This is a genomic window from Microbacterium sp. 1S1 (assembly GCF_008271365.1).
Taxonomy (GTDB): domain Bacteria; phylum Actinomycetota; class Actinomycetes; order Actinomycetales; family Microbacteriaceae; genus Microbacterium.
On sequence record NZ_CP043430.1, the window covers coordinates 2929626 to 2955966 of the forward strand.

Annotated in this window: 27 protein-coding genes and 2 tRNA genes; 7 read left to right on the forward strand and 22 right to left on the reverse strand. The window is 69.1% G+C overall.

Annotation, left to right across the window (positions count from 1 at the left end):
- Positions 1-122: 122 nt before the first annotated feature.
- Together valS and FY549_RS14180 are read left to right on the forward strand one after the other, a co-directional pair.
- On the forward strand, positions 123-2717 hold the full coding sequence (valS, locus tag FY549_RS14175; protein WP_149085584.1) for a valine--tRNA ligase: 2595 nt from the start codon (positions 123-125) through the stop codon (positions 2715-2717).
- Complete coding sequence (locus FY549_RS14180) at positions 2717-2929, forward strand: hypothetical protein (protein WP_149085585.1); 213 nt, start codon at positions 2717-2719, stop codon at positions 2927-2929. Before valS ends, FY549_RS14180 begins: the two co-directional genes overlap by 1 nt.
- Positions 2930-3034: 105 nt before the next feature.
- On the opposite strand, the gene FY549_RS14185 is transcribed toward FY549_RS14180, so the two are convergent.
- The 4 genes from FY549_RS14185 to tdh form a co-directional block, all read right to left on the reverse strand.
- Entirely contained in the window at positions 3035-3253 is a 219-nt protein-coding gene (locus tag FY549_RS14185) for a hypothetical protein (protein ID WP_149085586.1), read from the reverse strand.
- Positions 3250-3864 (reverse strand): ArsR/SmtB family transcription factor, encoded by a 615-nt coding sequence (locus FY549_RS14190; protein ID WP_149085587.1) that lies wholly within the window; start codon positions 3862-3864, stop codon positions 3250-3252. The genes FY549_RS14185 and FY549_RS14190 overlap by 4 nt, the downstream gene beginning before the upstream one ends.
- A 67-nt stretch (positions 3865-3931) precedes the next feature.
- Positions 3932-5110, reverse strand: coding sequence for a glycine C-acetyltransferase (locus FY549_RS14195; protein WP_149085588.1), 1179 nt, complete (start codon positions 5108-5110; stop codon positions 3932-3934).
- On the reverse strand, positions 5110-6153 hold the full coding sequence (tdh, locus tag FY549_RS14200) for an L-threonine 3-dehydrogenase (RefSeq protein ID WP_149085589.1): 1044 nt from the start codon (positions 6151-6153) through the stop codon (positions 5110-5112). The genes FY549_RS14195 and tdh overlap by 1 nt, the downstream gene beginning before the upstream one ends.
- 81 nt (positions 6154-6234) lie before the next feature.
- Here tdh and FY549_RS14205 point away from each other — a divergent pair, with 81 nt between their 5' ends.
- The 3 genes from FY549_RS14205 to FY549_RS14215 are packed head-to-tail and all read left to right on the forward strand — an operon-like array spanning position 6235 to position 9748.
- Positions 6235-7173 (forward strand): LysR family transcriptional regulator, encoded by a 939-nt coding sequence (locus tag FY549_RS14205; RefSeq protein ID WP_149085590.1) that lies wholly within the window; start codon positions 6235-6237, stop codon positions 7171-7173.
- A 9-nt stretch (positions 7174-7182) separates the two neighbouring features.
- On the forward strand, positions 7183-9234 hold the full coding sequence (locus FY549_RS14210; protein WP_149085591.1) for a M3 family metallopeptidase: 2052 nt from the start codon (positions 7183-7185) through the stop codon (positions 9232-9234).
- Between the two features lie 19 nt (positions 9235-9253).
- On the forward strand, positions 9254-9748 hold the full coding sequence (locus tag FY549_RS14215) for a GyrI-like domain-containing protein (RefSeq protein WP_149085592.1): 495 nt from the start codon (positions 9254-9256) through the stop codon (positions 9746-9748).
- A gap of 42 nt (positions 9749-9790) precedes the next feature.
- Here FY549_RS14215 and clpX read toward each other — a convergent pair whose 3' ends face one another.
- The 11 genes from clpX to FY549_RS14270 all read right to left on the reverse strand — a co-directional run bounded on the left by clpX (position 9791) and on the right by FY549_RS14270 (position 19710).
- Positions 9791-11059, reverse strand: a complete 1269-nt coding sequence (gene clpX, locus FY549_RS14220) for an ATP-dependent Clp protease ATP-binding subunit ClpX (RefSeq protein WP_025105011.1) — start codon at positions 11057-11059, stop codon at positions 9791-9793.
- A 115-nt stretch (positions 11060-11174) separates the two neighbouring features.
- Positions 11175-11711, reverse strand: a complete 537-nt coding sequence (locus tag FY549_RS14225) for a hypothetical protein (RefSeq protein WP_149085593.1) — start codon at positions 11709-11711, stop codon at positions 11175-11177.
- Between the two features lie 103 nt (positions 11712-11814).
- On the reverse strand, positions 11815-12666 hold the full coding sequence (locus tag FY549_RS14230) for an aldehyde dehydrogenase family protein (RefSeq protein ID WP_149085594.1): 852 nt from the start codon (positions 12664-12666) through the stop codon (positions 11815-11817).
- Positions 12663-14105: an aldehyde dehydrogenase family protein gene (locus FY549_RS14235; RefSeq protein ID WP_149085595.1), complete on the reverse strand. Its 1443-nt coding sequence runs from the start codon at positions 14103-14105 to the stop codon at positions 12663-12665. Before FY549_RS14235 ends, FY549_RS14230 begins: the two co-directional genes overlap by 4 nt.
- A 10-nt stretch (positions 14106-14115) precedes the next feature.
- Positions 14116-15117: a deoxyribose-phosphate aldolase gene (gene deoC, locus FY549_RS14240; protein ID WP_149085596.1), complete on the reverse strand. Its 1002-nt coding sequence runs from the start codon at positions 15115-15117 to the stop codon at positions 14116-14118.
- Positions 15114-16049 carry a sugar-binding transcriptional regulator gene (locus FY549_RS14245; protein WP_149085597.1) on the reverse strand — a complete coding sequence of 312 codons (936 nt, stop codon included), beginning with the start codon at positions 16047-16049 and terminating at the stop codon, positions 15114-15116. Before FY549_RS14245 ends, deoC begins: the two co-directional genes overlap by 4 nt.
- A gap of 152 nt (positions 16050-16201) precedes the next feature.
- Positions 16202-16843: an ATP-dependent Clp protease proteolytic subunit gene (locus FY549_RS14250; RefSeq protein WP_025105017.1), complete on the reverse strand. Its 642-nt coding sequence runs from the start codon at positions 16841-16843 to the stop codon at positions 16202-16204.
- 17 nt (positions 16844-16860) lie between these two features.
- Positions 16861-17448, reverse strand: coding sequence for an ATP-dependent Clp protease proteolytic subunit (locus tag FY549_RS14255; RefSeq protein WP_149085598.1), 588 nt, complete (start codon positions 17446-17448; stop codon positions 16861-16863).
- A gap of 81 nt (positions 17449-17529) precedes the next feature.
- A complete protein-coding gene (locus tag FY549_RS14260; RefSeq protein ID WP_149085599.1) occupies positions 17530-18024 on the reverse strand; it encodes a tetratricopeptide repeat protein in 495 nt (164 codons plus the stop codon).
- A gap of 72 nt (positions 18025-18096) precedes the next feature.
- The gene (gene tig / locus FY549_RS14265; protein ID WP_149085601.1) at positions 18097-19575 is read right to left on the reverse strand and encodes a trigger factor; all 1479 of its coding nucleotides are present in this window, start codon (positions 19573-19575) and stop codon (positions 18097-18099) included.
- A 61-nt stretch (positions 19576-19636) separates the two neighbouring features.
- Positions 19637-19710: transfer RNA gene (locus FY549_RS14270), tRNA-Pro, on the reverse strand.
- 94 nt (positions 19711-19804) lie between these two features.
- Here FY549_RS14270 and FY549_RS14275 point away from each other — a divergent pair.
- Positions 19805-19878 (forward strand) — tRNA-Gly (locus tag FY549_RS14275).
- A 19-nt stretch (positions 19879-19897) separates the two neighbouring features.
- Here FY549_RS14275 and FY549_RS14280 read toward each other — a convergent pair.
- Positions 19898-20374 (reverse strand): GNAT family N-acetyltransferase, encoded by a 477-nt coding sequence (locus FY549_RS14280; RefSeq protein ID WP_149085603.1) that lies wholly within the window; start codon positions 20372-20374, stop codon positions 19898-19900.
- 109 nt (positions 20375-20483) lie between these two features.
- Between FY549_RS14280 and FY549_RS14285 the strand changes: the two genes are divergently transcribed.
- Positions 20484-21731: a hypothetical protein gene (locus tag FY549_RS14285; protein ID WP_149085604.1), complete on the forward strand. Its 1248-nt coding sequence runs from the start codon at positions 20484-20486 to the stop codon at positions 21729-21731.
- A gap of 57 nt (positions 21732-21788) precedes the next feature.
- On the opposite strand, the gene FY549_RS14290 is transcribed toward FY549_RS14285, so the two are convergent.
- From FY549_RS14290 to FY549_RS14315, 6 genes are all read right to left on the reverse strand, one after another.
- Positions 21789-22142, reverse strand: a complete 354-nt coding sequence (locus tag FY549_RS14290; protein WP_025105022.1) for an RNA polymerase-binding protein RbpA — start codon at positions 22140-22142, stop codon at positions 21789-21791.
- Positions 22142-22390 carry a preprotein translocase subunit SecG gene (gene secG / locus FY549_RS14295; protein ID WP_101845144.1) on the reverse strand — a complete coding sequence of 83 codons (249 nt, stop codon included), beginning with the start codon at positions 22388-22390 and terminating at the stop codon, positions 22142-22144. Before secG ends, FY549_RS14290 begins: the two co-directional genes overlap by 1 nt.
- Positions 22391-22470: 80 nt before the next feature.
- On the reverse strand, positions 22471-23262 hold the full coding sequence (gene tpiA, locus FY549_RS14300; RefSeq protein ID WP_149085605.1) for a triose-phosphate isomerase: 792 nt from the start codon (positions 23260-23262) through the stop codon (positions 22471-22473).
- The gene (locus tag FY549_RS14305) at positions 23253-24467 is read right to left on the reverse strand and encodes a phosphoglycerate kinase (RefSeq protein WP_149085606.1); all 1215 of its coding nucleotides are present in this window, start codon (positions 24465-24467) and stop codon (positions 23253-23255) included. Before FY549_RS14305 ends, tpiA begins: the two co-directional genes overlap by 10 nt.
- 10 nt (positions 24468-24477) lie before the next feature.
- Complete coding sequence (gene gap / locus FY549_RS14310; protein ID WP_149085607.1) at positions 24478-25488, reverse strand: type I glyceraldehyde-3-phosphate dehydrogenase; 1011 nt, start codon at positions 25486-25488, stop codon at positions 24478-24480.
- A gap of 115 nt (positions 25489-25603) precedes the next feature.
- Positions 25604-26230, reverse strand: a complete 627-nt coding sequence (locus FY549_RS14315; protein WP_102209577.1) for a superoxide dismutase — start codon at positions 26228-26230, stop codon at positions 25604-25606.
- Between the last annotated feature and the right edge of the window lie 111 nt (positions 26231-26341).

The window sequence follows — 26341 nt, forward strand, 5'->3', positions numbered from 1 at the left end:
AGCGCCGCGCCGGAGGCACCCGCGGGGCGAGCACCCCGCTTCGCCGCTCGGTAGACTGGGCGGCACCACTCACACTCAGGCACGCTCACACAGTGCCGCATACATCGCTCGAGGAGACCTCCATGTCCGCCATTCCCGACAAGCCCGCACTCGAAGGTCTCGAAGCGAAATGGGACGCCGCCTGGGCGGAGCAGGGCACCTATCTGTTCGACCGCCTGCGCGCCGCCGAGCTGGGCCGGGAGGGCGTCTACTCGATCGACACCCCGCCGCCCACCGCCTCCGGCAGCCTCCACATCGGCCATGTGTTCTCCTACACGCACACCGACGTGAAGGCGCGGTACGAGCGGATGCGCGGCAAGACCGTGTTCTACCCGATGGGCTGGGACGACAACGGCCTTCCCACCGAGCGCCGCGTGCAGAACTACTACGGGGTCCGCTGCGATCCGTCGCTCCCCTACGACGCCGACTTCACCCCTCCCTTCGAGGGCGGCGACAACAAGTCGAGCCGGGCCGCCGACCAGCAGCCCATCAGCCGCCGCAACTTCATCGAGCTGTGCGAACGCCTCACGATCGAGGACGAGAAGCAGTTCGAGGCGCTGTTCCGTCAGCTCGGACTCAGCGTCGACTGGACACAGACCTACCGCACGATCTCCGACGACACGATCCGCCAGAGCCAGCTCGCGTTCCTCCGCAACCTCGAGCGCGGGGAGGCGTACCAGGCCCTCGCGCCGACGCTCTGGGACATCGACTTCCGCTCTGCGATCGCGCAGGCCGAGCTCGAGGACCGCGACCAGCAGGCCGCCTACCACACGATCGAGTTCCCCTTCGCGGACGGCTCCGGGTCCATCGCGATCGACACCACGCGGCCCGAGCTCCTCCCCGCGTGCATCGCGATCGTGACCCACCCCGAGGGTCCGCACAAGCACCTCATCGGGACGAAGGTCCGCACGCCGTACTTCGGCGCGGAGATCGAGATCCACGGGCACCACCTCGCCCAGCCGGACAAGGGCACCGGCGCCGCGATGGTCTGCACCTTCGGTGACGTCACCGACATCATCTGGTGGCGCGAGCTGCGCACCGCTGCCGGCCAGTCCCTGCCGAACATGACGACGATCGGCCTCGACGGCCGGTTCCTCCCGGAGGCCCCGGCGATCGTGGCCGACGCCGACGCACGCGCCTGGTACGCGGAGAACGTGGCGGGCAAGACCGTCTTCAGCGCCCGCAAGGCGATCGTGGAGAAGCTGCAGGAGACCGGCGACATGACGGCGGTCGGCAAGCCCTTCCAGCACGCCGTGAAGTTCTTCGAGAAGGGCGACCGCCCGCTCGAGATCGTCTCGACCCGTCAGTGGTACATCCGCAACGGAGCCAGGGACGGCGAGCTGCGCGATCAGCTCCTCGCGCACGGTACCGAGCTGGCGTGGCACCCCGACTTCATGCGTGTCCGCTACGAGAACTGGGTCGGCGGCCTCACGGGCGACTGGCTCGTGTCCCGGCAGCGGTTCTTCGGCGTGCCGATCCCGCTCTGGTACGCGCTGGATGAGAACGGTGAGCGCGATTACGACCGGGTGCTGACCCCGGACACCGCGACGCTGCCGATCGACCCGACGACGGATGTGCCGGCGGGCTACACCGAGGCCCAGCGCGGCGTGCCGGGCGGGTTCGACGCCGAGGCCGACATCCTCGACACCTGGGCGACCTCGTCCCTGACGCCGCAGCTCGCAGGCGGCTGGCAGCGCGACGAGGAGCTGTGGCAGCTCACGGCCCCGTTCGACCTGCGTCCGCAGGGGCAGGACATCATCCGCACCTGGCTCTTCTCGACCATGCTGCGCTCCACGCTCGAAGACGGCCGCGCCCCGTGGAAGAACGCCGCCATCTCCGGCTTCATCGTCGACCCCGACCGCAAGAAGATGTCGAAGTCGAAGGGCAACGTGGTCACCCCTGCTGACGTGCTCGACGCCCACGGCTCGGACGCGGTGCGGTACTGGGCCGCCTCGAGCCGGCTCGGCATGGACGCCGCCTTCGACCCGCAGAACCCGACGCAGGTGAAGATCGGTCGGCGTCTCGCGATCAAGGTGCTGAACGCCGCGAAGTTCGTGCTGTCGTTCCCGGTGCCCGAGGGCGCGCAGGTGACGCACGCACTGGATGCCTCGATGCTCACGGCGCTCGACGGCGTGGTGGCCGAGGCGACCGCGGCCTTCGACCGGTATGACGCGGCCCGGGCGCTGGAGCTGACCGAGGCGTTCTTCTGGACGTTCTGCGACGACTACCTGGAACTCGTGAAGGAGCGGGCCTACAACCAGAACGACGTCGGGCAGGCCTCTGCCGCTCTCGCGCTGCGTCTGGCGCTGTCCACGCTCCTCCGGCTGCTCGCGCCGGTGCTCTCCTTCGCCACGGAGGAGGCCTGGTCGTGGTTCGAGGAGGGCTCCGTGCATACGGCCGCCTGGCCCGAGGCGCTCGGCATCGAGGGCGACCCGGCCGTGCTGTCCGCCGCGAGCGAGGCACTCATCGGCATCCGCCGCGCGAAGACCGAGGCGAAGGCATCGCAGAAGACCCCGGTCTCGCGGGCCGCGATCGCCGCTCCCGCCGCGAAGGTCGAGGCGCTGCGTGCCGCGGCGGACGATCTCCGTGCGGTGGGCCGCATCGCCGAGCTCGAGATCACCGAGGCGGAGGAGTTCGCGGTCACCGCGATCGAGCTCGCCCCGGTCGAGGCCTCCTGATGCAGCTCGGCACGCGCTGGGCCGCGGGGGCCCAGCCTCCCGCGTCGGTTCCCGAGGCGCTGCGTCCCGCGATCGCCGAGGTGGAGTCGCGGGACCTCACCGGTCACTGGACGCTCACGTGGCTCGAGGGCCGCGCGATCGCCGAGCTCGACGCCGGCTGGGAGGTCGTCGAGACGCCCTCCGGCGAGGTCATCGCCCGCCCTTTCACCTGATCCCTCTCACCTGATCACCTGATCTCGAGACCCCGCTTCATCGCCGAGACCCCCTCGTATCCGCGCGGATACGAGGGGGTCTCGTCGTGGAGCCGGGGTGTCGGGTCAGCGGCGCGGGGTCCCGAGCTGCGCGAGGAGGTGGTCCACGGCGCGCGGGTCGTGGCGGCGGGCCTGCTGTTCGCGGAGGAGGTCGAGGGCCACGGTCCGCCGTCGTGCGCGACGCTCGATCCGGTGCTCGACCACGGCGGTCACCCGGTCGGCGAGGCGCAGCACACCGCGCTCAGCGCGCGTGGGACTGACGAGATGCAGGGTCGCGGCGGTCATGATGCCTCCGTCGTCTCCGCAGAGGCAGCGCCGCGCGGCGTCGGTAGATCGAAGAGCTCGGTTCGGAGCGAGACGCGCCGGACGTCGGGACCCTCTTGACCGCGGTACTGCTCGATCGCCCTCTCCACGATCGCCTCCAGCTCGGCCCGCAGCGACATCGCCTGTTCCGCGGTCATGTCGAGATGCGTGGTGATCGTCACCCCGACGTCGCGCCATCCCTCCGGCACCTCGGACTCCGGGCGGTTGAGGTACTGCATCAACGTCTCGTGTCGCAGCCGGAAGAACTCCGAGGTCACGATCTGCGCGGCGGCACGGTTGGCCGGCGACATCTGCTCGTCCGGTCCCGGCATGTCGATCCGGCCTTTCGGGCGCTCCCACCACCGCTCTCGTGCGGTGCCCCGACCTTCCACCTCGCGAATGAGGTCGTGCGCCGCGAGGGCGCGGAGGTGGTAGCTGGTGGACCCCGAGGTCTCCCCCACCAGGGCAGCGAGAGAGCTGGCGGTCTGGGGACCGCGGGAGGCGAGCAGATCGAAGATCTTGACCCGCAGCGGATGAGCGAGCGCCTTGAGCGCCCCCGAATCCAGCGTCCGTACCTGCGTCTCGTTCGTCATACATGCAAAGATACGCTTGCAAACACTTCTTTGCAAGCTTCTCTTTGCATCAAGTCAGGGCATCGGGTCAGCTCACTGCCTTTCGCGCCGCGACGAACGCCGCCACGCAGCGCTCGACCTGCTCGGCGGTGTGCGCAGCCGAGAGCTGCACGCGGATGCGTGCCTTCTCGCGCGGCACCACCGGGAAGCTGAACGCCGTCACGTAGACGCCCTGGTCTTGCATCGCCGCGGCGATCCTGGCCGTCAAAGCTGCGTCGCCGAACATGACGGGCACGATCGGATGCGCACCCGGAAGCAGATCGAAGCCCTCCTCCGTCATGCGGGACCGGAACAAGGCCGCATTCTCCTGCAGGCGCGCCCGCAGGTCCGCCGACCCTTCGACGAGATCGAGCGCAGTCAACGTGCCTGCCACGATGGCCGGAGCGAGGGTGTTCGAGAACAGGTACGGACGGGAGCGCTGACGCAGCAGCGCGACGATCTCCGCATGGGAGGCGACGTACCCGCCGGAGGCGCCGCCCAGCGCCTTGCCGAACGTGCCCGTGTAGATGTCGACGCGATCCGCGACGCCACACAGCTCCGGCGTTCCACGCCCGTTCTCGCCCACGAAGCCGACGGCGTGCGAGTCGTCCACGAAGACGAGGGCGTCGTACCGCTCCGCGAGGTCGCAGATCTCGGCGAGCGGGGCGATGTAGCCGTCCATCGAGAAGACGCCGTCGGTCACGATCACGCGGAACCGGGCATCGGCGGCAGCCTGCAGCTGCTCCTCCAGATCCGCCATGTCGCGGTTGCGGTACCGCAGCCGGCGTGCCTTGGACAGCCGGATGCCGTCGATGATGGATGCGTGGTTCAGCTCGTCCGAGATGATCGCATCCTCCGCGGAGAACAGCGTCTCGAAGACACCGCCGTTCGCGTCGAAGCAGGACGAGTAGAGGATCGCGTCGTCGGTGCCGAGGAAGCCCGCGAGCCGACGTTCCAGTTCGAGGTGCTGCTCCTGCGTGCCGCAGATGAAGCGGACGCTCGCGAGCCCGTACCCCCACTCGTCCAGTGCCCTCCGCGCTGCACCCAGGATGCGGGGGTCGTCGGCGAGTCCCAGGTAGTTGTTGGCACAGAAGTTGAGCACCTCGGCGCCGTCGGCGGTGATCTCCGCCCGCTGCGGTCCGCGGATGCCGCGCTCGTGCTTGGTGAGCCCTGCCTCCTCGATTCCCGCCAGCTCCTGCGCCACATGGTCCTTGAAGGTCGCGTACATCACAGCTCCGTCCAGTCGAGGATGATCTTGCCCGTGCCGGCGGACTCCGCCGCCGCGAATCCGCGCTCCCAATCGCGCGCCGGTACGACCTCGGCGATCACCCGGCCGATGGCCGCCCGCAGCGTCGCACTCGTCTGCAGCATCGCCCCCATGGCGTTCCAGGTCTCGAACATCTCACGGCCGTAGATACCGGTGATGGTGAGCATGTGGGTGACGAGCTTGCCCCAGTCGATGTCGAACCCGGTCGACGGCAGACCCAGCATCGCGATCCGCCCGCCGTGGTTCATGTTGTCGATCATCGCCGGGAGTGCCGACGCCGCGCCGCTCATCTCGAAGCCGACATCGAAGCCCTCGCGCATGCCGAGCGCACGCTGCGCGTCGCGGATCTCCTGATGGGAGACGTCGACGACCTCGTCGGCTCCCATTCCCCGCGCCATCTCCAGGCGCGGGGTGCTCACGTCGGTCCCCACGATGAAGCGGGCCCCCGCATGCCGTGCGACGGCGATCGCCATCAGGCCGATCGGACCGCACCCGGTGACGAGGACGTCCTCGCCGATGAGGGGGAAGCGGAGAGCGGTGTGCACGGCGTTTCCGAGCGGGTCGAAGATCGCGCCGAGCTCCGGGGCGACCTCGGCCTGGTGGACCCACACATTGGTCGCCGGCAGCGAGAGGTACTCGGCGAAGGCACCATCGCGCTGCAGCCCGAGTCCGATCGTGCGGATGCACATCTGGCGCCGTCCTGCGCGACAGTTCCGGCAGGTGCCGCAGACGATGTGCCCCTCGCCGGACACCCGGTCGCCGACGGCGATGTCGTGGACGAGCGGCCCGACCTCGACGACTTCGCCGTAGAACTCGTGCCCGGGGATGAGGGGTGCGGCGATCGCGGAGGCCGCCCAGTCGTCCCATCGCCGGATGTGCAGGTCGGTACCGCAGATGCCGGTGCGGAGGACGCGGATGACGACCTCACCCGGACCGGCGGTCGGATCCGGTCGCTCGACGAGCGCGAGGCCGGCACCCGGCTCTTCCTTGAACAGTGCTCTCATGCTCCGATCCCATCGCATCGCTCGGTGTAGAACAATCGCCAGGTTCTGCAGCGTCTGTATAGCGACAACTAAACTGTCAACGTGGAACTCCATCAACTCCAGATCCTCCGCGAGCTCGGCGCCCTCGGAAGCGCGACCGCCGTCGCCGAAGCGCTCCGCGTCACACCCTCCGCCGTCTCGCAGCAGCTGGCCGCACTGCAGCGCTCCTTTCCGGCCCCGCTCACCCGTCGTCAGGGGCGCACGCTCGTGCTGACGCCCGCCGGCGAGATCCTCGCGGCGGCCGGGGCCGAGGCCATCGACGCCATGGCGGCGGCGCGCCACGCCCTGGACGACTTCGAGGGTGCGGCGACAGGAGAGGTGAGCATCAGCGGCTTCCACAGCGTCGGGCAGGCGCTCTTCGGCGCGCTCGTGCGGGAGCTGTCCGGGAAGGAGCACGCCCCGACCGTGCGCCTCACGGACGAAGACGTCGCGCAGAGCGAGTTCCCCGGGCTCACCGCGCGGTACGACCTCGTCCTCGCCCATCGGATGGAGCACTCCGCGCCGTGGCCGGCCGAGGGCATCCGTGCGGTCGGTCTCGTGCGCGAGCCTCTGGACGTCGCGGTCGCCGCCGACCACCCGCTCGCCCGTCGCACCTTCGTCTCGCCGGACGAGGTCGCAGACGAGCAGTGGGTGACGAGCCGTGTGGGCTACTCCCCCGACGACGTGCTCCGCGCCGTCGCCGCCGTCGCGCGCCGTCCGGTCGAGGTCCGCCACCGCATCAACGACTACGGCGCGGTCTCGGCCGTGGTCGCGGCCGGCGGCGTCCTCGGGATGCTCCCCCGGTTCACCTCGCGCAGCGTCGACGATCACGACATCGTGCGTATCCCGCTCCGGGGCGTGAGCACGCACCGCATGATCGACGTCCTCGCACGTCCGGAGAACCTGCGCCGCCGCTCGGTGCGCGTCGTCGTCGACGCGCTGCGGCAGGTGATGACCCACCTCAGTGAGGAGCGTTCCGGGGACGGAGAGCGCGATGGCTAGGCTCGGAGGATGAGCGACGCCACCAACCCGCTGCTGCAGCCGTCGACCCTTCCCTTCGGCCTTCCGGACTATCGGGCGATCCGCCCGGAGCACTACCTCCCCGCCTTCCGAGCCGGATTCGCGGAGCACCTCGCCGAGGTCGCGAGCATCACCCGCGTGCGATCGATGCCGACGTTCGAGAACACCCTCGAAGCGCTGGAGCGATCGGGCGGGCTCCTCGACCGGGTGGCGCACGCGTTCTACACCGTGAGCTCGGCCGACGCGACGCCGGAGATCCAGGCGATCGACGAGGAACTCGCGCCGCTCATGGCGGCCCACCAGGACGCGATCACGCTCGATGCGGCGCTCTACGCCCGCGTGACCCACGTGTACGAGCAGCGCGACACCCTCGACCTCGACCCGGAGCAGCGCTACCTCGTGGAGCGCTACCACCGCGAGATGACACACGCCGGCGCCGGGCTCGACGGCGACGCCAAGGCGCAGCTCACGGCGCTGAACCAGAAGCTGTCCGTGCTCACGAACACGTTCGAGCGGAACCTGCTGAGCGACACGAACGATCTCGCCGTCGTCTTCGAATCCGCGGCCGAGCTGGAAGGCCTGAGTGCGGGAGAACTCTCCGCCGCCGCGCGCGCCGCCGCCGATCGAGGGCTCGACGGTCATTACCTCCTCACGCTGCCGCTGTTCACCGGCCACCCCGCGCTCGCACGGCTTGCGGTGCGGGAATCCCGACGCCGGGTCATGGCGGCGTCCCGAGCGCGAGGATCCCGCGATAACGCGAACGACAACCGTCCGGTGCTGCGCGAGATCGTGCGCCTCCGCGCCCAGCGCGCGCGCCTCTTGGGGTATTCGTCCCACGCCGCATACGTCACGGCCGACGAGACGGCGGGGACCCCGGAAGCGGTCGAGCAGATGCTGCGCCGGTTGGCCGGGCCGTCCGCGCGCAACGCCCGTGCCGAGCGCGCCGCGCTCCAGGCGATCGTCGACGAGACGGAACCCGAGCCCTTCCCCGTCGAAGCCCACGACTGGGCGTTCTACACGGAACGCGTGCGCGCTGCCCGCTACGACATCGACACCGCCGCCCTGCGTCCGTGGTTCGAGGCGGAGCGGGTGCTGCAGGAAGGCGTGTTCTTCGCAGCGACCCGACTCTACGGGGTGACGTTCCAGGAGCGACACGACCTCGCGGCCTACCATCCGCAGGCCCGTGTCTTCGAAGTGCGCAACGCCGACGACTCCCCGCTCGGTCTCTCCGTGCTCGACCTCTACACCCGGGACTCGAAACGCGGTGGCGCGTGGATGAACGCGATCGTCAGCCAGTCCCGCCTGCGTGGCAGCGCCCCCGTCGTGGTCAACAACCTCAATGTTGCTCAGCCCGGCGACGGCGAGCCCACGCTGCTGACGCTCGACGAGGTGACGACGCTGTTCCACGAGTTCGGGCACGCTCTGCACGGCCTGTTCGCCACGGTGACGTACCCGCACTTCGCCGGGACCAACGTGTTCCGCGACTTCGTCGAGTTCCCCAGCCAGGTGAACGAGATGTGGATCCTCTGGCCCGAGGTCCTCGACAACTACGCCCGGCATCACGAGACCGGCGAACCGCTGGACTCTGCCATCGTGGAGCGGCTTCGGGCGACCGCGACGTTCGATCAGGGGCATGCGACCAGCGAGTACCTGGCCGCGGCATGGCTGGACCAGGCGTGGCACCGGCTCTCCGTCGAGGATGCAGTGGACGACGTCGCGAGGTTCGAAGCGGCCGCGCTCGCCGATGTCGGGCTGGACGACCCCGCCGTTCCGACCCGATACTCCTCCACCTACTTCGCGCATGTCTTCTCGGGCGGCTACAGCGCGGGGTACTACTCCTACATCTGGAGCGAGGTGCTTGACGCCGACACGGTCGAGTGGTTCCGGGAGAACGGCGGGCTCACGCGGGCGAACGGCGACCGCTTCCGCGAGCGTCTGCTCGGCGTCGGCGGTTCGAAGGACCCGCTGGCCGCCTACCGCGACTTCCGCGGGCGGGACGCGGAGATCGAGCCGCTCCTGAAACGTCGTGGACTGGACTCGTGAGTCGTGAGACCCTGAGCGCATGGACGCATTCCCTGACGCACCGTTCGGCCCGGCGGACAGCCTGGAACTCGACGCCGTTCCCCTCGCCGTCATCCGGCACGAGGGCATTCTCCTCGCCGACCTCCGCGACGCCTTCGACACCGGGTACGCGGCGATCGGCTCCACGTTCGGTGACGGCACTCTGATCCCCGTCGGACCGGCCCTCGCGATCTACCACGGCGACCCGATGGGCGTGTTCGATCTGGAGCTCGGCTTTCCCGTGCAGACTCCACCCTCCGACGAGATCGTCGTCGGGGGCGCCGCGATCATCGCGTCGGCGATGCCGACAGGGCAGGCCGTCGCGACCACACTGTTCGGGTCCTACGACGGACTGGGTGCCGGCTGGGCCGGGCTCGTCGCGCGTGCCGCAGAGGCAGGGCTCCGGCCGCGCGGCATCTGGATCGAGGTCTACGTGTCAGATCCCGGGGTCGATCCGGACGAGCTGCGCACCGATCTGCTCATGCCGGTGGCCTGAGCAGGCACGTCCGACCTCGTCGGCCGAGCCGCGTCGCCCCGCTCAGGCGCTCTTGCGCTTGCGCTCCATCACGATGGTGGGCGGAGCACCCTCGTCGACGGCGGCGCGCGTGATGATCACCTTCGCAACGTCCTCTGCGGAGGGGATCTCGAACATCACGGGACCGAGCACATCCTCCAGGATGGCGCGGAGACCACGGGCACCGGTCTTGCGCTCGACCGCCAGGTCCGCGATTGACCGCAGCGCGTCCTCCTCGAACTCCAGCTGGACGCCGTCGAGCTCGAACATGCGCTGATACTGCTTCACGAGCGCGTTGCGAGGACCGGTAAGGATGTCGATGAGCGCGGCCTGGTCGAGCGGTGACACGTTCGTGACGACGGGCAGACGACCGATGAACTCCGGGATGAGCCCGAATTTGTGGAGGTCCTCCGGCAGCACCTCGCTGAACAGATCGAGGTCCTTGCCCTTGTCGTGCAGCGGAGCGCCGAAGCCGACGCCGTGCTTGCCGACGCGCGCCGAGACGATGTCCTCCAGGCCGGCGAAGGCACCGGCCACGATGAAGAGCACGTTCGAGGTGTCGATCTGCAGGAACTCCTGATGCGGGTGCTTGCGGCCGCCCTGCGGCGGCACCGAGGCAACCGTGCCCTCGATGATCTTCAGCAGCGCCTGCTGCACGCCCTCGCCCGACACGTCGCGGGTGATCGACGGGTTCTCGGCCTTGCGGGCGATCTTGTCGACCTCGTCGATGTAGATGATGCCCTGCTCGGCTCGCTTCACGTCGTAGTCCGCGGCCTGGATGAGCTTGAGGAGGATGTTCTCGACGTCTTCGCCGACGTAGCCCGCCTCGGTCAGCGCGGTCGCGTCGGCGACGGCGAACGGCACGTTGAGGCGCTTGGCGAGCGTCTGCGCCAGATAGGTCTTTCCGCAGCCCGTCGGCCCGATGAGCAGGATGTTGCTCTTCGCGATCTCGACTTCCTCAGCCTTCTGCTCGGCCGGCTGCAACGTGCCGTGTGCGCGCACGCGCTTGTAGTGGTTGTAGACGGCGACCGAGAGCGCGCGCTTCGCGGGCTCCTGCCCGACGACGTACTCCTCGAGGAACGTGAAGATCTCGCGGGGCTTCGGCAGCTCGAACTCGGCGACGCCCTCGGCGGACGACTCCGCCATGCGCTCCTCGATGATCTCGTTGCAGAGCTCGACGCACTCGTCGCAGATGTACACGCCGGGTCCGGCGATGAGCTGCTGCACCTGCTTCTGGCTCTTTCCGCAGAACGAGCACTTGAACAGGTCAGCGCTTTCACCGATGCGGGCCATGCGCGTCCTCCTCGGGGGGATCAGGATCGTTCTTCGAGCCTAACCGCTGCATGGGACACCGGGCCGCATTGGCGACGGGTCGTTCCGCGGGTCCCGGAGAACGACCTCACCGTCGTCACTCCGCAGGGAGGCAGCCACCGTCCATGATGTATCCGCCGACGTCCACGCGGACTTCGTCAGGACGCACGTCCCCGAAGACGCAGCCACCCTCCGGCCCATCGGCCCCGAACGCCACCGCGCGCGTGTCGCCTCGGACGACGTGATGGGTGAGACCGACCCCGCGCAGGGCGTCCTCGACGGCGACAACGGAGATCGTGCCCGCCGCGCGCAACCCCTCCAGGCGCTCACGGAGGTCCGCGACGGGCTTCTCGGCAGCGGCCACAGCCTCGTCCGATACGTCCATCCGCTCCCGATACCTGTCGTTCTGCGCCATCGCGTGGTCGGGATCGTAGGGCGCACACTCCGGCGGAAGCTCGGCGCCGTCCACCTGCGGGCAGGCGACGGTCGGCGTCACGGTCGGCGTCACGGTCGGCGTCGACTCGCCGGAGCCGACGTCCGCCGGCGCGGCAGCGCATCCGCCGAGGAGCAGCAGCGCCGCGAACACCATCGTCACTCGCACGGAGCCGGCCCGCGTCCCCCACGTCATCGCCATGCCGCCATGAAACCACAGCACCGGCGTCACACGAACGCTGCGCGAATGACGAGGGCCCCGCCGCGCGGTGCGCGACAGGGCCCTCGTCGATCCCGATATGTCGTCAGACCATGCTCTTGGTGTGCCAGACCGTCTTGACCTCGGTGAACGCGGCGATCCGCTCCGGCGAGGCGACCACGTCGCCGGGGGCGAGGACGCGCTTCAGCGTCTCCGCCGCGGCGATCTGCATGTCGACCCACTCCAGCGCGCCCGCGCCGGCGAGATCGAGGGCGTTCACATCCTGGTGCGAGGCGAGCCACGGCGCGATCTCCGCCGGCGAGCCGGTGAGCACGTTCACCACGCCCCCGGGGACATCACTGGTGGCGAGCACCTCGGCGAGACTGATCGCGGAGAGCGGGTACTGCTCGCTGGCGATCGCGACGACGGTGTTGCCTGCGACCAGAGCGGGCGCGACCACCGAGACCAGGCCGAGCAGCGCCGAGTCCTGCGGGGCCACGATCGCGACCACGCCGGTGGGCTCGGGCACCGAGATGTTGAAGTACGGGCCGGAGACCGGATTGGCGTTCCCCGCCACCTGCGCGTACTTGTCGCACCAGCCCGCGTACCAGACCCAGAGGTCGATCGCCTCGTCGACCTGTGCCGTGGCCGCCGAGGTCGAGACACCCTCCTGCGCGACGATCTCGTCGACGAACTGCGCGCGGCGCCCCTCGAGGACCTCGGCGACCCGGTAGAGCACCTGCCCGCGGTTGTAGGCCGTCGCACCGGACCAGCCCTTGACGGCGGCGCGAGCGGCGACGACCGCATCGCGGGCGTCCTTGCGGGAGGCCTTCGCGGCGTTCGCCAGGAATGCGCCCTTTCGGGTGACGACCTCGTAGGTGCGCCCCGACTCGCTCCGAGGGAACGCCCCACCGATCGCGAGCTTGTACGTCTTCGGAACGGTCAGTCGCTTACTCATGCTGCGGCTCCCTTGAGGTAGGCGGTGAGCCCCTGTCGACCGCCCTCGCGGCCGTACCCGGACTCCTTGTAGCCGCCGAACGGGCTCGACGGGTCGAAACGGTTGAACGTGTTCGCCCAGACGACGCCCGCGCGCAGCCGGTCGGCGACCGCGAGAATCCGCGACCCCTTGTCCGACCAGATGCCGGCGGAGAGACCGTACGGGGTGTTGTTGGCCTTGGCGATCGCCTCGGCGGGCGTCCGGAAGGTGAGGACCGACAGCACCGGCCCGAAGACCTCATCCCGAGCGATGCGGTGCGAGGCCTCGACCCCGGTGAAGATCGTCGGGGCGAACCAGAAGCCCTGCTCCGGGATGGCGCAGTCCGCGGTCCAGCGCTCCGCGCCCTCGGCCTCGCCGATGTCGCTGAGCTCCCGGATGCGGGCGAGCTGCGCGGCGGAGTTGATCGCGCCGATGTCCGTGTTCTTGTCGAGCGGGTCGCCGAGACGCAGGGTCGACAGCCGGTTCTTCAGCCGGTCGACGACCTCGTCGTGGATCGACTCCTGCACGAGCAGACGACTCCCGGCACAGCACACGTGGCCCTGGTTGAAGAAGATGCCGTTGACGATGCCCTCGACGGCCTGGTCGATCGGCGCGTCATCGAACACGATGTTCGCGGCCTTGCCGCCCAGCTCGAGCGTCAGCTTCTTGTTCGTCCCCGCGACGGCACGGGCGATGTCTCGGCCGACACCGGTCGAGCCGGTGAAGGCCACCTTGTCGACGTCGGGGTGACGGACCAGGGCGGCACCGGTCGGCCCGGCCCCCGTGACGATGTTCACGACACCGGCGGGGAGATCGGCCTGCTGCAGGATCTCGGCGAAGATCAGCGCCGTCAGCGGCGTGGTCTCGGCAGGCTTGAGCACGACCGTGTTGCCGGCCGCCAGCGCCGGGGCGAGTTTCCACGCGAGCATCAGTAGCGGGAAGTTCCACGGGATGACCTGACCGGCGACCCCCAGCGCGCGCGGGTTCGCACCCAGACCGGCGTAGTCGAGCTTGTCGGCCCAGCCCGCGTAGTAGAAGAACCAGGATGCGACGAGCGGCACGTCCACGTCGCGGCTCTCCTTGATGGGCTTGCCGTTGTCGAGGCTCTCGGCGACGGCCAGCTCGCGGGCGCGCTCCTGCACGAGACGAGCGATGCGGAACAGGTACTTGCCGCGGTCGCGGCCGCTCATCCGCGACCAGACCCGGTCGTAGGCGCGTCGTGCCGCCGCGACGGCGCGGTCGATGTCCGCGTCGTCGGCGGAGGCGATCTCGGCGATCTCCTTCTCCGTCGCCGGAGAGATGGTGCGGAAGGGGGTGCCTGCGCCGTCGACGAACTCGCCGTCGATGAACAGCCCGTAGCTGTCCTTGAGGTTCAGCACGGCCGTGGACTCCGGAGCCGGAGCGTATTCCAGGAATGACATGTCGGGTTTCCTAGTCGATCGTGACGTAGTCGGGGCCGGAGTAATGGCCGGTGGTGAGCTTCTGACGCTGCAGAAGCACGTCGTTGAGCAGGCTCGAGGCGCCGAAGCGGAACAGGTGCGGCTGGAGCCACTCCTCCCCCACGGTCTCGGCCACGGTCACGAGGTACTTGACCGCGTCCTTGGACGAGCGGATGCCGCCCGCGGGCTTCACGCCGATGCGCTCCCCCGTCCCGCGATACCAGTCACGCACGGTCTCCAGCATGAGCAGGGTGGTCGGCAACGTCGCCGCCGGCTGGACCTTGCCCGTCGAGGTCTTGATGAAGTCGCCCCCGGCGAGGATGGCCAGCCAGGAGGCGCGCTTGATGTTGTCGTAGGTGTTGAGCTCCCCGGTCTCGAGGATCACCTTGAGGGAGGCGTACGAACCGTCCTCGCGGCGGCACGCTTCCTTGACCTGGGCGATCTGGTCGAACACCAGCCCGTAACGGCCGGACAGGAACGCGCCGCGGTCGATGACCATGTCGATCTCGTCCGCACCGGCCGCGACCGCTTCCGCGGTGTCGGCGAGCTTGATCGCCAGGGAGGACCGTCCGCTCGGGAAGGCGGTGGCCACGGCGGCGACGGAGATGAGGCCGTCGTCGGGGTCGCCGTGCAGGCCGCCGAGAGCCGCGACCGCGTCGCCGACCATGTCGCCGTAGACGCAGACCGCGGCGACGCGGGGGGTCGAGGGGTCGGCGGCATCGGGGTTCTTCGCCTTAGCGACGAGGGAGCGCACCTTGCCTGGCGTGTCCGCACCTTCCAGCGTGGTCAGGTCGATCAGCTTGATGATCGTGTCGAGCGCCCAGGCTTTCGACGTCGTCTTGATGGAGCGCGTGCCGAGGCCGGCAGCGCGCTGCTCCAGCCCGACGGCGTCCACGCCGGGGAGGCCGTGCAGGAAGCGGCGGAGGGTGGCGTCGTCCGGCTCACCGCCGAGGACGTCCACCGCCGTCCTGCGGCTGAGTTCTGTCGTCGTCACTGTTCCTCCAACAATGCTCGTGCTGTGGTCTCATCGGTCACCAGGACCCCGCACAGGCCGCTGGTCACGACCGTGCGCGCGATGTCGTGCTTGGCGGGACCCGCCGTCACGAAGATGGCCCGCGCGGCACCGCGCAGGCGGTCGAGCGCGACGCCGACCGTGCGCGCGTCCAGCTGCGGGTCGACGATGTTGCCCTCGGCATCGACATAGCGCCCGAGGACATCTCCGACGGCGCCGCGGCGCGCGAGTTCCTCGACGTCGGTGGCGGTCAGATAGCCGTTCTCCACGTGGGCCGAGGTCGCGTCGCACGGGCCGGCGGTGAACAGGAAAGCCTGGGCGTCGGCGGCTTCCTCCAGCACGGCTGCGACGGTGCGGTCGCCTTCGATCGCCTGCTTCGTCTCGACGTGCTCCAGGATCGCCGGGCTCGGCAGCAGCGAGACCTGGCCGGAGGCGCGCTGGGCGATGGTCACCGCGAGTCCCGCGGCCCCTCCCGAGCGTCGGTTGAGGCTCACACCGCCGTTGAGCTGGACGACCGTGACGCCATGCGCCCAGCCGTCGGGCAGGGCCTCGGCGACGGCGCGGAGCGTCTTGCCCCAGCTCACCCCGAGGGTACGAGGGACGGGACGGAGCGCGGTCAGGAAATCCGCGGCGGCCTGAGCCACCCGCTCGAGAGTCCCCTCATCGCCCTCGGGCGACGGGACGACCACGGCATCGGAGAGCCCGAAGCGCTCCACGAGCTCGCGTTCGAGGCCGAGCCGACGGGCGCGCGGATGGACGATCTCGATCCGGACGATGCCGCGTTGACGGGCCTGCGTGAGCAGGCGCCCGACCTTCCAGCGGGAGATCTTCAGGAGGCCGCCGATCTCGTCCTGCGTCTTGTCCTCGTCGTAATACAGCTCGGCGACTCGGACCATGAGCAGATCTTCTTCCACGGCGTCCTCCTTCCTCTTCCAGGGTAGGCCGGATTCAGCGTTCGCGCACCTGTCTGCTCATATGCGCATCCCGGTCGCCTTCCCGCGCACATCCGCCGGACGCGAAAGGGGCGCCCGTCGATCGACGGGCGCCCCTTTCCTGCGAATGCCGACTATGCGCGCTTGCGCGAGGTCAGCACCTGGTCGACGATGCCGTACTCGAGCGCCTCATTGGCCGAGAGGATCTTGTCGCGATCGATGTCGCGGTTGACCTGCTCGACCGGCTTACCGGTGTGACGAGCCATGGTCTCCTCCAGCCAGGTGCGCATGCGGAGGATCTCCGCCGCCTGGATCTCGATGTCGGAGGCCTGACCGTGACCGGCCTCCCCCATCGCCGGCTGGTGCATCAGCACGCGGGCGTTCGGCAGCGCGAGACGCTTGCCGGGCGCGCCGGCCGCGAGCAGCACGGAGGCGGCCGAGGCCGCCTGGCCGAGCACGACGGTCTGGATCTGCGGCGCGACGTACTGCATCGTGTCGTAGATCGCCGTCATCGCGGTGAACGAGCCACCGGGCGAGTTGATGTACATGGTGATGTCGCGCTCGGAATCCTGGCTCTCCAGGACGAGGAGCTGCGCCATGACGTCGTCGGCGGACGCGTCGTCGACCTGCACGCCGAGGAAGATCACGCGGTCTTCGAACAGCTTGTTGTACGGGTCCTGACGCTTGAAGCCGTAGGCGGTGCGCTCTTCGAACTGCGGCAGCACATACCGGCTGGAGGGCAGGTTTCCGGCGGACTGGAACGTGGGTGTGTACATGGTGTCCTCTCGAATCCTTACTCGACGCCCGTGCCGCCGCCGCCGGTGACGTCGCTGGCGTGCTCGCGGATGTGGTCGACGAAGCCGTACTCGAGGGCCTCCTCCGCCGTGAACCAGCGGTCGCGGTCGCCGTCGGCGTTGATCTGCTCGACGGGCTTGCCGGTCTGGGCGGCGGTGATCTCGGCGAGACGCTTCTTCATCGACAGGATGAGCTGCGCCTGCGTCTGGATGTCGCTCGCGGTGCCGCCGAAGCCGCCGTGGGGCTGGTGCAGCAGCACGCGGGCGTTCGGGGTGATGTAGCGCTTACCCTTGGTGCCGCTCGTCAGCAGCAGCTGGCCCATCGAGGCCGCCATGCCGATACCGACGGTGACGATGTCGTTCGGCACGAACTGCATCGTGTCGTAGATCGCCATGCCCGCGGTGATCGAGCCGCCGGGCGAGTTGATGTAGAGGTAGATGTCCTTCTCGGAGTCTTCGGCGGCGAGAAGGAGGATCTTCGCGCAGATCTCGTTGGCGTTGTCGTCTCGCACCTCCGAGCCGAGCCAGATGATGCGGTCCTTCAGCAACCTGTCGAAGACGCTTGTCGCGACGAGGGGTTCAGCCATGTCAGCTCCTGCTTCCGTGTTTCAGTGATTCGAATCTACCGGCGCGCGCACGGCCCCCAGGTCGTGTTCGCCGTCGGCATATCAGGTGTCGCCGCCCGCGATCTCGTGGGCGTATGCGGTCATCGAGCGGTGGTAGCGCGGGAGGTGCGGGACGAGGGCGAGGATGGCGACCGACAGGCCCTGCGCCGGTCGCCCGGCGCTGGCGAGGATGAGCGCGTGCACGACCGCGACCGCGTCGCGATAGGGTCCGTCCGCTGACCGCTCCTCCTCGGCGCGGATCACCCGCAGCGCCTCGTCGTAGTCGCCCAGGTTGCGCAGCGAGCTCGCGAGTTGGATCACGCATTGCGGGCGATGTTCCTCGTCGAGGCCGAGCGCCAGGGCGCGACGGTACAACTCCACGGCCTCCGCCGGGCGGCCCGCGGAGTCGCGCGCGCCGGCGCGCTCGAACTCAGCCCGAGCGTCGTCCGGGCCCCGCTCGGCCGCGAGGGCGTCGATGCGCGCGATCGTCTCGTCGCCGACCTCTTCCCCTGACGCCTCCGCCCACACCCGATCGATGCGGTCGTCCCAGCTCGTCATGCCGTCGTCCTTCCCTCGATGAGAAAGAGGGCGGATGCCGCAGCACCCGCCCTCTTCACTCGACCATGCCGATCACTCGGCCGTGTCGGCGTCCTTCTTGGCCGGAGCCTTCTTCGCCGCCGGCTTCTTGGCGGCCGGCTTCTTCTCGGCAGCGGGCTTCTCGTCCGCGTCGGCGTCCTTCGTGGCGGCCGCCTTCTTGGCAGGCGCCTTCTTCTTCGCGGCCGGCTTCTCCTCGGTCTCGGCGGCCTTCTCGCCCTCGTCCTCGGTCTCGTCGTCGGTCACGACGAAGTCGGAGAGGTCGACGGCCTTGCCGTTCGTGTCCACGACCTTGACCTTGCCCAGCGCGATCGCGAGCGCCTTGTTACGGGCGACCTCTCCGACCAGCGCGGGGAGCTGGTTCGAGGACTGCAGCGCCTCGACGAACTCCTGCGGCGCCATGCCGTACTGCGCGGCGGACTGGATGAGGTACTGCGAGAGCTCCTCCTGCGAGACCTGCACGTCGGCCTGCTCGGCGATCGTGTCGAGCAGCACCTGCGTGCGGAACTGCTTCTCGCTGGCCTCGGTCACCTCGGCGCGGTGCACGTCATCCTCGAGACGACCCTCACCCTCGAGGTGGTTGTGCACCTCGTCCTCGATGAGCTGCGGCGGGACCGGGATGTCGATCTGCGCGAGCAGCGTCTCGACGAGCTTGTCGCGGGCGGCGGAGCCCTGCGTGAAGACACCCTGCTGCTCGACGCGCTCGCGCAGGCTGTCGCGCAGCTCGGCGATCGTGTCGAACTCGCTCGCGATCTGGGCGAACTCGTCGTCGGCCTCGGGGAGCTCGCGCTCCTTGACGGCCTTGACGGTGACGGAGACCTCCGCCTCCTTGCCGGCGTGGTCGCCGCCGACGAGGGCGGAGCGGAAGGTGGTGTCCTCACCGGCGGTGAGCGACTCGATCGCGTCGTCGATGCCCTCGAGGAGCTCGCCGGAGCCGATCTCGTATGAGACACCCTCGGCGCGGTCGATCTCGGCGCCGTCGATGGTGGCGACGAGGTCCAGCTCGACGAAGTCGCCCTTGGCCGCGGGGCGGTCGACGGGGATGAGCGTGCCGAAGCGGGCGCGCATGTTCTCCAGCTCGGCATCCAGGGCGGCCTCGTCGGCCTCCACGGCGTCGACCTCGAGGGTGATGCCCTCGTAGTCCGGGAGCTCGATCTCCGGGCGCACGTCGACCTCGACGTCGACCAGGAGGTCGCCCGAGAAGTCCTTCTCGTTCGGCCACTGCGTGATCTCGGCCGACGGGCGGCCGACGATGCGGAGCTTGTGCTCGGTGGTCGCCTCACGGAAGAACTTGTCCAGGCCTTCGTTGACGGCGTGCTCGATGACGGCACCGCGGCCGATGCGCTGGTCGATGATCGGAGCCGGCACCTTGCCCTTGCGGAAGCCGGGGATCTGGACGTCCTGTGCGATGTGCTCGTAGGCGTGCGCGATGCTCGGCTTGAGGTCGTCCGGGGTGACCGTGATGGTGAGCTTGACCCGGGTCGGGGTCAGCTTCTCGACGGTGCTGTTCGCCATGCTGGTGTGTTCTCCTTGTGGTTTCCGCGCGGGACGCGGCTGAAAGGTCGTGGGGGTCGAGTCGGGGCGACAGGAGTTGAACCTGCGACCTCCCGCTCCCAAAGCGGGCGCTCTACCAAGCTGAGCTACGCCCCGGGGAATCCGCACGCAGATTCAGCCCCACAGAGTCTAACGGACAGGAGCACGCCCGACCGTCCGCTATGATCGATGGAGTCCGGACACCGGTTCCGGGGGTGTAGCTCAATGGTAGAGTCTCAGTCTTCCAAACTGATTGCGCGGGTTCGATTCCCGTCACCCCCTCCACTTAGACGCAGCCCGTTTGTCAGAGGGGCTTCCGCATCTGCTGCGTGACGACCTCGTACCCCGCCGTCTCGTACATCCTGATCGCCGGCCGGTTCCCGCCGAAGACATTGAGCTCGAGCGCTGTCGCGCCCGCCGCCCGTGCTGCGCCCTCCACCGCCGCGAGCAGACCGCGCCCCAGTCCCTCGCCACGTCGGCCGGCCTCCACCTCGATGTCGTAGAGGAACGCCACCCCGGGAGCACCGCGCGGATGATCGAGCCCCACCCAGGCGCGGCCGATGGCCCGCCCGCCCGCATCGAGTCCGCGGAGCACGAGCATGCGTGGCGTGTTCGGCCCTTGCGGCAGCATGCGCGCGTTGTCCGAGCGGGCCCGCTCCATCGCGCCGTCCGCGGGCCAGCGCCCTGCGGCGACCTGCTCGTGCGCGTACGCGCGCGCGACCTCGCCCATCCATTCGTCGAACTCGTCCGCCGTCATCGTCCGCACCGTCACGCCCGCCATGCGCTCATCCTGGCAGTCCCGCGCCCGCACCGCGTGCGCGCTGCGTCCAATACGCTGACAGCAGATGCACGCAGTTCCCGACCGGAAGGCCAGAGCGAATGGACATGTCGTGACGGATGCGCTCCCCTCCGGCCCCGTCGCGGCGCCGATCCCGCCACACGGTGGCCACCGCCTGCCGACCGTGTTCTCGCAGCAGACGGATGCGCCATCCAGGTCCGCTCCGGCGCCGAGGAGCGGACGCCGCCGCCCACGCGGACGCATCCTCGCGGGGGTGCTGGGCGGGGTCGTGGTGGTCAGCGGCCTGGCCACCGCACAGGTGTCGGCGAACCTCGGTTACGACGATGCCCGGACCCAGGTGGACGCCGCGACGCGCACTTTCCAGGCACAGCGCACCGAGGTCGATCACCGCTACCGGGCGCTGCTGGAATCGACCGACGCCGGACACGTGATCCTCGACACCGGAGACGCGACCCTCCCCGTGCCGGAGGATGCCTGGGCCGCCCTGACCGCTGCCGTCGCGGATGGCGAAGGGATCGGCGCGGACATCGAAAAGGTCGTGGCGGCCACACCTCCATCGACCGGGGAGAAGCCCACGTGGTTCTGGGAGCTCTTCGCAGCCACCGCGGAGCTCCAGACCGATCAGGAGCGGGTGCACGACCTCGTCGACGACCTGAAGACCGCCTCTGCCGACGCCGCCGCCGGGCGGGACGCCGTGTCCGAGAGCGGGGTCGCGGTCGTCACGGCGGCCGGAACCGCCGCGGCGACCTTCGAAGCCGCGCACCTCTCCGCCCGCAATGACGCCGTGATCGCCCTGCGCGACGCCGCTTCGGACGCCACCGCCGTGACCGCGGTCGACGACACCACCGCCACCGTGTACGCCGCGCTGCAGAAGGCGGCGGCGCAGGTGGCGGCGACCGAGGCCGAGGAGCTGGCGGAGAAGGCGGGCCCCCTCCGCGGCTCTCGCCTGGAGATCGAGGCCTTCGCCCGCTCGCTCGCTCCGGGAGTCCTGCTGGAGTTCGATTGGTCCCCCGTCGTCAACGGCGCCGGGGACAACGGCAGCATGGGCGGCTACACCACCTGGTGGTGGGACGCACCGGGGCGTGCGGTCATAGAGCTGTCGAACTCGGTCGCGGAGCAGTGGCCGGCGGAACGCAGCAAGGCGCTCGTCGCGCATGAGGTCGGTCACGCCATCAGCGTGAAGTGTCAGGACATGTACGACTCGTCCACCCAGGACAGCATCGAGAAGTGGGCGACGGCCTGGGCCATCAGCATGGGCTTCACGGACGAGGCGAACGGCGTCTGGGCCTACGGGTATCCGCCGCAGAACTACATCGACGCCGCGGCCGGCTGCCGCTGAGACGGAAGAAGCCGCCGTGATCGCCACGGCGGCTTCTTCTCGCGTTTCAGAGGGCGGTCACTGCCCCCGACGCTCGCGGAGCTGAGTGAGGGCGTCCTCCAGGAGCTGGACAGCCTCTTCGTCCGTCCGACGCTCCTTCACGTAGGCGAGGTGTGTCTTGTACGGCTCGGCCTTGGCGACCGCCGGAGGGTTCTCCTTGTCGCGGCCGGCCGGGAGACCGGACTGCGGGTGGTCGATGATCTCCGGGATCTCCTCCTCGGGGAGACCGGCGGCGAAGTACCGCACCGTCTCGTTGCCGAGGCCGTCCCAGTACGACACCGCGATGCGGTCGGCATGGTAGCCGTGGTCCTGCTCCCCCATAGGACCAGAACCGACACGGGTACCGCGGATAGCGTTTCCACCGGTAGCCATCAGATCACCTCGAACTTCGTGATGAGGCCGAGCGCCACGATGGCGACGAACCACGTGAGCGCCAGGACGACGGTGAAGCGGTTCAGGTTCCGCTCCGCGAGACCGGAGGAGCCGACCGCAGTGGTCATGCCGCCGCCGAACATGTCGGACAGACCGCCACCGCGGCCCTTGTGCAAGAGGATGAGGAGAGTCAGCAGGACGCTGGTGATGCCCAGCACGACCTGCAGGACAAACTCGAGAATTGCCACGGAAAGTGCCTTTCGCTGGGGCCGGAGCGCCCCCGTAACGGTCAAGTATACGGTGCAGCGGGGCCGTAGCCCCGCTGCACTCACACGCCGACGTGCTCCTCGAACCGGATGATCGCCGCGAACTCGTCAACGACGAGGCTCGCGCCGCCGACCAACGCACCGTCCACATCGGGCTCGCGCATGAAGCTGGCGATGTTCGCCGCCTTCACCGACCCGCCGTAGAGGATGCGCGTACGGGCGGCCGCCTCGTCTCCGAGGACTTTCGCGATCACGCCGCGGAGTGCCGCGCAGACATCCTGCGCCTGCTGCGCGGTGGCCGCCTGACCGGAGCCGATGGCCCAGACCGGCTCGTACGCCACGACGATGTCGGCCGAGGGCGAGACGCCCTGCAGAGCGGCTTCGAGCTGTCCGGCCGGAACGGCGCTGGCGCCGAACTTCTCCAGGTCCTCCGCCGTCTCACCGACGCAGATCACGGGGGCGAGGCCGTGCTTGAGGGCCGCCTTCACCTTGCCGGCCACGACCTCGTCGGACTCGGCGTGGTATTCGCGGCGCTCGGAGTGCCCGATGATGACGTACTTCGCGTCGAGCTTCGCCAGGAACGCCCCGGAGATCTCGCCGGTGTACGCACCGGAGTCATGCGCCGAGAGGTCCTGCGCGCCGAACGCGAACGGGATCTTGTCCGCGTCGATCAGCGTCTGCACACTGCGGATGTCCGTGAAGGGCGGGAACACCGCCACCTCGACCGATCCGTCCTCGTGCTTGGCGTCCTTCAGCGTCCAGTGCAGCTTCTGCACGAACGCCACCGCCTGCAGGTGGTCCAGGTTCATCTTCCAGTTGCCCGCGATCAGCGGGGTACGGGAGCTCACGCCCATCCGAGGACCTCCAGCCCAGGTAGTTTCTTGCCCTCGAGGAATTCGAGGGATGCGCCGCCGCCAGTCGAGATGTGCCCGAACTGGTCGTCGGTGAATCCCAGCTGGCGGACGGCTGCGGCGGAGTCACCGCCACCGACGACGCTCAGGCCGTCGACCTCGGTCAGCGCCTGCGCGACCGCCTTGGTGCCCGCAGCGAACGCCGGGAACTCGAACACGCCCATCGGGCCGTTCCAGAACACCGTCTTCGATCCGCGGATGACCTCTGCGAAGCGCGCCGCGGTCTCCGGCCCGATGTCCAGGCCGATGCCCGACGAGCCGAACGCCGTCTCCTCGATCGCGTCCGCGGCAGCCACCTCGTGGTCCGCGTCCGCGCCGAACGATGCGGCGACCATCACGTCGGTGGGGAGCACGAGCTCCACGCCGCGCTCGGCCGCCTCGGCGATGTAGCCCCGGACGGTGTCGAGCTGGTCCTCTTCGAGGAGGCTCGACGCCACGGCGTGCCCCTGCGCCTTCAGGAAGGTGAAGAGCATGCCCCCGCCGACGAGGATGCGGTCGACCCGCGGCAGCAGGTGCGAGATGACTCCGAGCTTGTCGCTCACCTTCGACCCGCCGAGCACGACCGCGTACGGGCGCTCTGGATTCTCCGTCAGGCGGTCGAGCACGTCCAGCTCGGTCGCGATCAGGAGGCCGGCTGCCGACGGCAGCAGCTTCGCGAGGTCGTAGACGCTCGCCTGCTTGCGGTGCACGACGCCGAAGCCGTCGGAGACGAGCACGTCGCCCAGTTCCGCGAGCTGCGCCGCGAAGGCACCGCGCTCGGCCTCGTCCTTCGAGGTCTCCCCCGGGTTGAATCGGAGGTTCTCGATCACGACGACCTGGCCGTTCTCGAGGGACCCCACTGCGTCCTTCGCAGCCTCGCCGACCGTGTCGCCCGCGAAGGCGACCGGTGCGCCGAGCAGCTCGGACAGTCGCTGCGCGACCGGCTCCAGGCTGTACTGCGGGTCGGGGGCGCCGTCGGGGCGACCGAGGTGCGAGCAGACGACGACGCGGGCACCCGCGTCGATCAGGGTCTTCAGGGTCGGCAACGAGGCGCGGACACGGCCATCGTCCGTGATGACCCCGTCCCGCAGGGGGACGTTCAGGTCACAACGGACGATGACGCGCTTGCCCTCGAGCGAACCCAGTGAGTCCAGGGTGCGCAGAGTCATGTGTCGGAGCTCAGATGCGCTCGGCGACGTACTCGGTCAGGTCGACGAGACGGTTGGAGTAGCCCCACTCGTTGTCGTACCAGCTCGAGACCTTGATCAGGTTGCCGCTGACGTTGGTGAGCGTCGAGTCGAAGATCGACGAGTGCGGGTTGTGCACGATGTCGCTCGACACGATCGGGTCCTCGTTGTACTGCAGGTACCCGGCGAGACGCCCCTCGGCCGCCGCCTTCTTGTAGGCCTCGTTGACCTCGTCGACCGTCAGGTTCTCGCGGTCGGTGACGAGCGTGAGATCGACGATCGAGCCGGTGGGAACCGGCACGCGGTAGGACGAGCCGCTGAGCTTGCCGTTCAGCTCCGGCAGCACGAGACCGATGGCCTTCGCGGCACCCGTCGAGGCCGGCGTGATGTTGATCGCGGCGGCACGGGCACGGCGGAGGTCCTTGTGCGGGCCGTCCTGCAGGTTCTGGTCCGCGGTGTACGCGTGGGCCGTCATCATGAAGCCGCGGTCGATGCCGAAGGCGTCGTTGAACACCTTGGCCAGCGGCGCGAGGCAGTTCGTGGTGCAAGAGGCGTTGGAGATGATGTGGTCCGTCTCCGGGTTGTACGTCTCTTCGTTCACGCCCATGACGATCGTGCGGTCGTCACCCGTGGCCGGAGCCGAGATGAGGACCTTCTTCGCGCCGGCGTCGATGTGCTTGCGCGCGGCGTCGGCGTTGGTGAAGAAGCCGGTCGACTCGATGACGATGTCCACGCCCAGCTCGCCCCACGGGAGGTTGGCGGGGTCGCGCTCCGCGAAGGCCTTGATCTCCTTGCCGTCGACGGTGATGCTGTCGTCGTCGTACGTGATCTCGGCGTCGAGGACACCGCTGACCGAGTCGTACTTCAGCAGGTGTGCCAGGGTCTTGTTGTCGGTGAGGTCGTTGACCGCGACGATCTCAAGGTCTGCTCCCTGCGCGAGAGCTGCGCGGAAGTAGTTGCGTCCGATGCGGCCGAAGCCGTTGATACCGATCTTGACAGACACTCAGGTCTCCCTGTTTCTCATGCGCCGAGCGCCGCTGTCGAGCGTGCGCCATGCGCGGGTTTTTTGGCTGAGATGGCGCCCCGACGAGCCGTGGGCCCGCCGGGACGCGACCCGATTACGACAGTACCAGCAGGCCGTTCGTCTGCTGACGGGCGACCTCGAAGCGCTGGGCGACGTTCTCCCAGTTGGCGATGTTCCACGCGGCCTTGACGTAGTCGGCCTTCACGTTGAGGTAGTCCAGGTAGAAGGCGTGCTCCCACATGTCGAGCTGGAACAGCGGAATGGTGCCCTGCGCGGTGTTCGACTGCTGGTCGAAGAGCTGCTGGATGATGAGGCGCGAGCCGATCGAGTCCCAGCTCAGCACCGCCCAGCCGGAGCCCTGGATCCCGGTCGCGGCGGCGGTGAAGTGCGCCTGGAACTTCTCGAACGAACCGAAGTACTCGTCGATGGCCGCCTTGAGCTCGCCCTCGGGCTGACCGCCGCCGTTCGGCGACAGGTTGGTCCAGAAGATCGAGTGGTTGACGTGCCCGCCGAGGTTGAAGGCGAGGTCCTTCTCGAGCTTGTTCACGTTCGCGAGGTTGCCGCTCTCGCGGGCCTCGGCAAGCTGCTCCAGAGCGGTGTTGGCGCCCGCGACGTACGTCGCGTGGTGCTTGTCATGGTGCAGCTCCATGATCTTGCCGCTGATGTGCGGCTCGAGAGCGGCGAAGTCGTAGGGAAGGTCGGGGAGCGTGTAGGTGGCCATATCGCATTCATCCAATCCGCGCCGCGCCGCGGCGCTTGCCGATGCTCCGCGTCGCCGATGTGCGACGGAGAGCGGACGACTTTCATCCTACTGACGCCAACGCGCGCGGCG

Coding starts and splice junctions, on each gene's coding strand:
- valS (WP_149085584.1), top strand. CDS start 123: ATGTCCGCCATTCCCGACAAGCCCGCACTCGAAGGTCTCGAAGCGAAA.
- FY549_RS14180 (WP_149085585.1), top strand. CDS start 2,717: ATGCAGCTCGGCACGCGCTGGGCCGCGGGGGCCCAGCCTCCCGCGTCG.
- FY549_RS14185 (WP_149085586.1), bottom strand. CDS start 3,253: ATGACCGCCGCGACCCTGCATCTCGTCAGTCCCACGCGCGCTGAGCGC.
- FY549_RS14190 (WP_149085587.1), bottom strand. CDS start 3,864: ATGACGAACGAGACGCAGGTACGGACGCTGGATTCGGGGGCGCTCAAG.
- FY549_RS14195 (WP_149085588.1), bottom strand. CDS start 5,110: ATGTACGCGACCTTCAAGGACCATGTGGCGCAGGAGCTGGCGGGAATC.
- tdh (WP_149085589.1), bottom strand. CDS start 6,153: ATGAGAGCACTGTTCAAGGAAGAGCCGGGTGCCGGCCTCGCGCTCGTC.
- FY549_RS14210 (WP_149085591.1), top strand. CDS start 7,183: ATGAGCGACGCCACCAACCCGCTGCTGCAGCCGTCGACCCTTCCCTTC.
- FY549_RS14215 (WP_149085592.1), top strand. CDS start 9,254: ATGGACGCATTCCCTGACGCACCGTTCGGCCCGGCGGACAGCCTGGAA.
- clpX (WP_025105011.1), bottom strand. CDS start 11,059: ATGGCCCGCATCGGTGAAAGCGCTGACCTGTTCAAGTGCTCGTTCTGC.
- FY549_RS14225 (WP_149085593.1), bottom strand. CDS start 11,711: ATGGCGATGACGTGGGGGACGCGGGCCGGCTCCGTGCGAGTGACGATG.
- FY549_RS14230 (WP_149085594.1), bottom strand. CDS start 12,666: ATGAGTAAGCGACTGACCGTTCCGAAGACGTACAAGCTCGCGATCGGT.
- FY549_RS14235 (WP_149085595.1), bottom strand. CDS start 14,105: ATGTCATTCCTGGAATACGCTCCGGCTCCGGAGTCCACGGCCGTGCTG.
- FY549_RS14250 (WP_025105017.1), bottom strand. CDS start 16,843: ATGTACACACCCACGTTCCAGTCCGCCGGAAACCTGCCCTCCAGCCGG.
- FY549_RS14255 (WP_149085598.1), bottom strand. CDS start 17,448: ATGGCTGAACCCCTCGTCGCGACAAGCGTCTTCGACAGGTTGCTGAAG.
- FY549_RS14260 (WP_149085599.1), bottom strand. CDS start 18,024: ATGACGAGCTGGGACGACCGCATCGATCGGGTGTGGGCGGAGGCGTCA.
- tig (WP_149085601.1), bottom strand. CDS start 19,575: ATGGCGAACAGCACCGTCGAGAAGCTGACCCCGACCCGGGTCAAGCTC.
- FY549_RS14280 (WP_149085603.1), bottom strand. CDS start 20,374: ATGGCGGGCGTGACGGTGCGGACGATGACGGCGGACGAGTTCGACGAA.
- FY549_RS14290 (WP_025105022.1), bottom strand. CDS start 22,142: ATGGCTACCGGTGGAAACGCTATCCGCGGTACCCGTGTCGGTTCTGGT.
- tpiA (WP_149085605.1), bottom strand. CDS start 23,262: ATGGGCGTGAGCTCCCGTACCCCGCTGATCGCGGGCAACTGGAAGATG.
- FY549_RS14305 (WP_149085606.1), bottom strand. CDS start 24,467: ATGACTCTGCGCACCCTGGACTCACTGGGTTCGCTCGAGGGCAAGCGC.
- FY549_RS14315 (WP_102209577.1), bottom strand. CDS start 26,230: ATGGCCACCTACACGCTCCCCGACCTTCCCTACGACTTCGCCGCTCTC.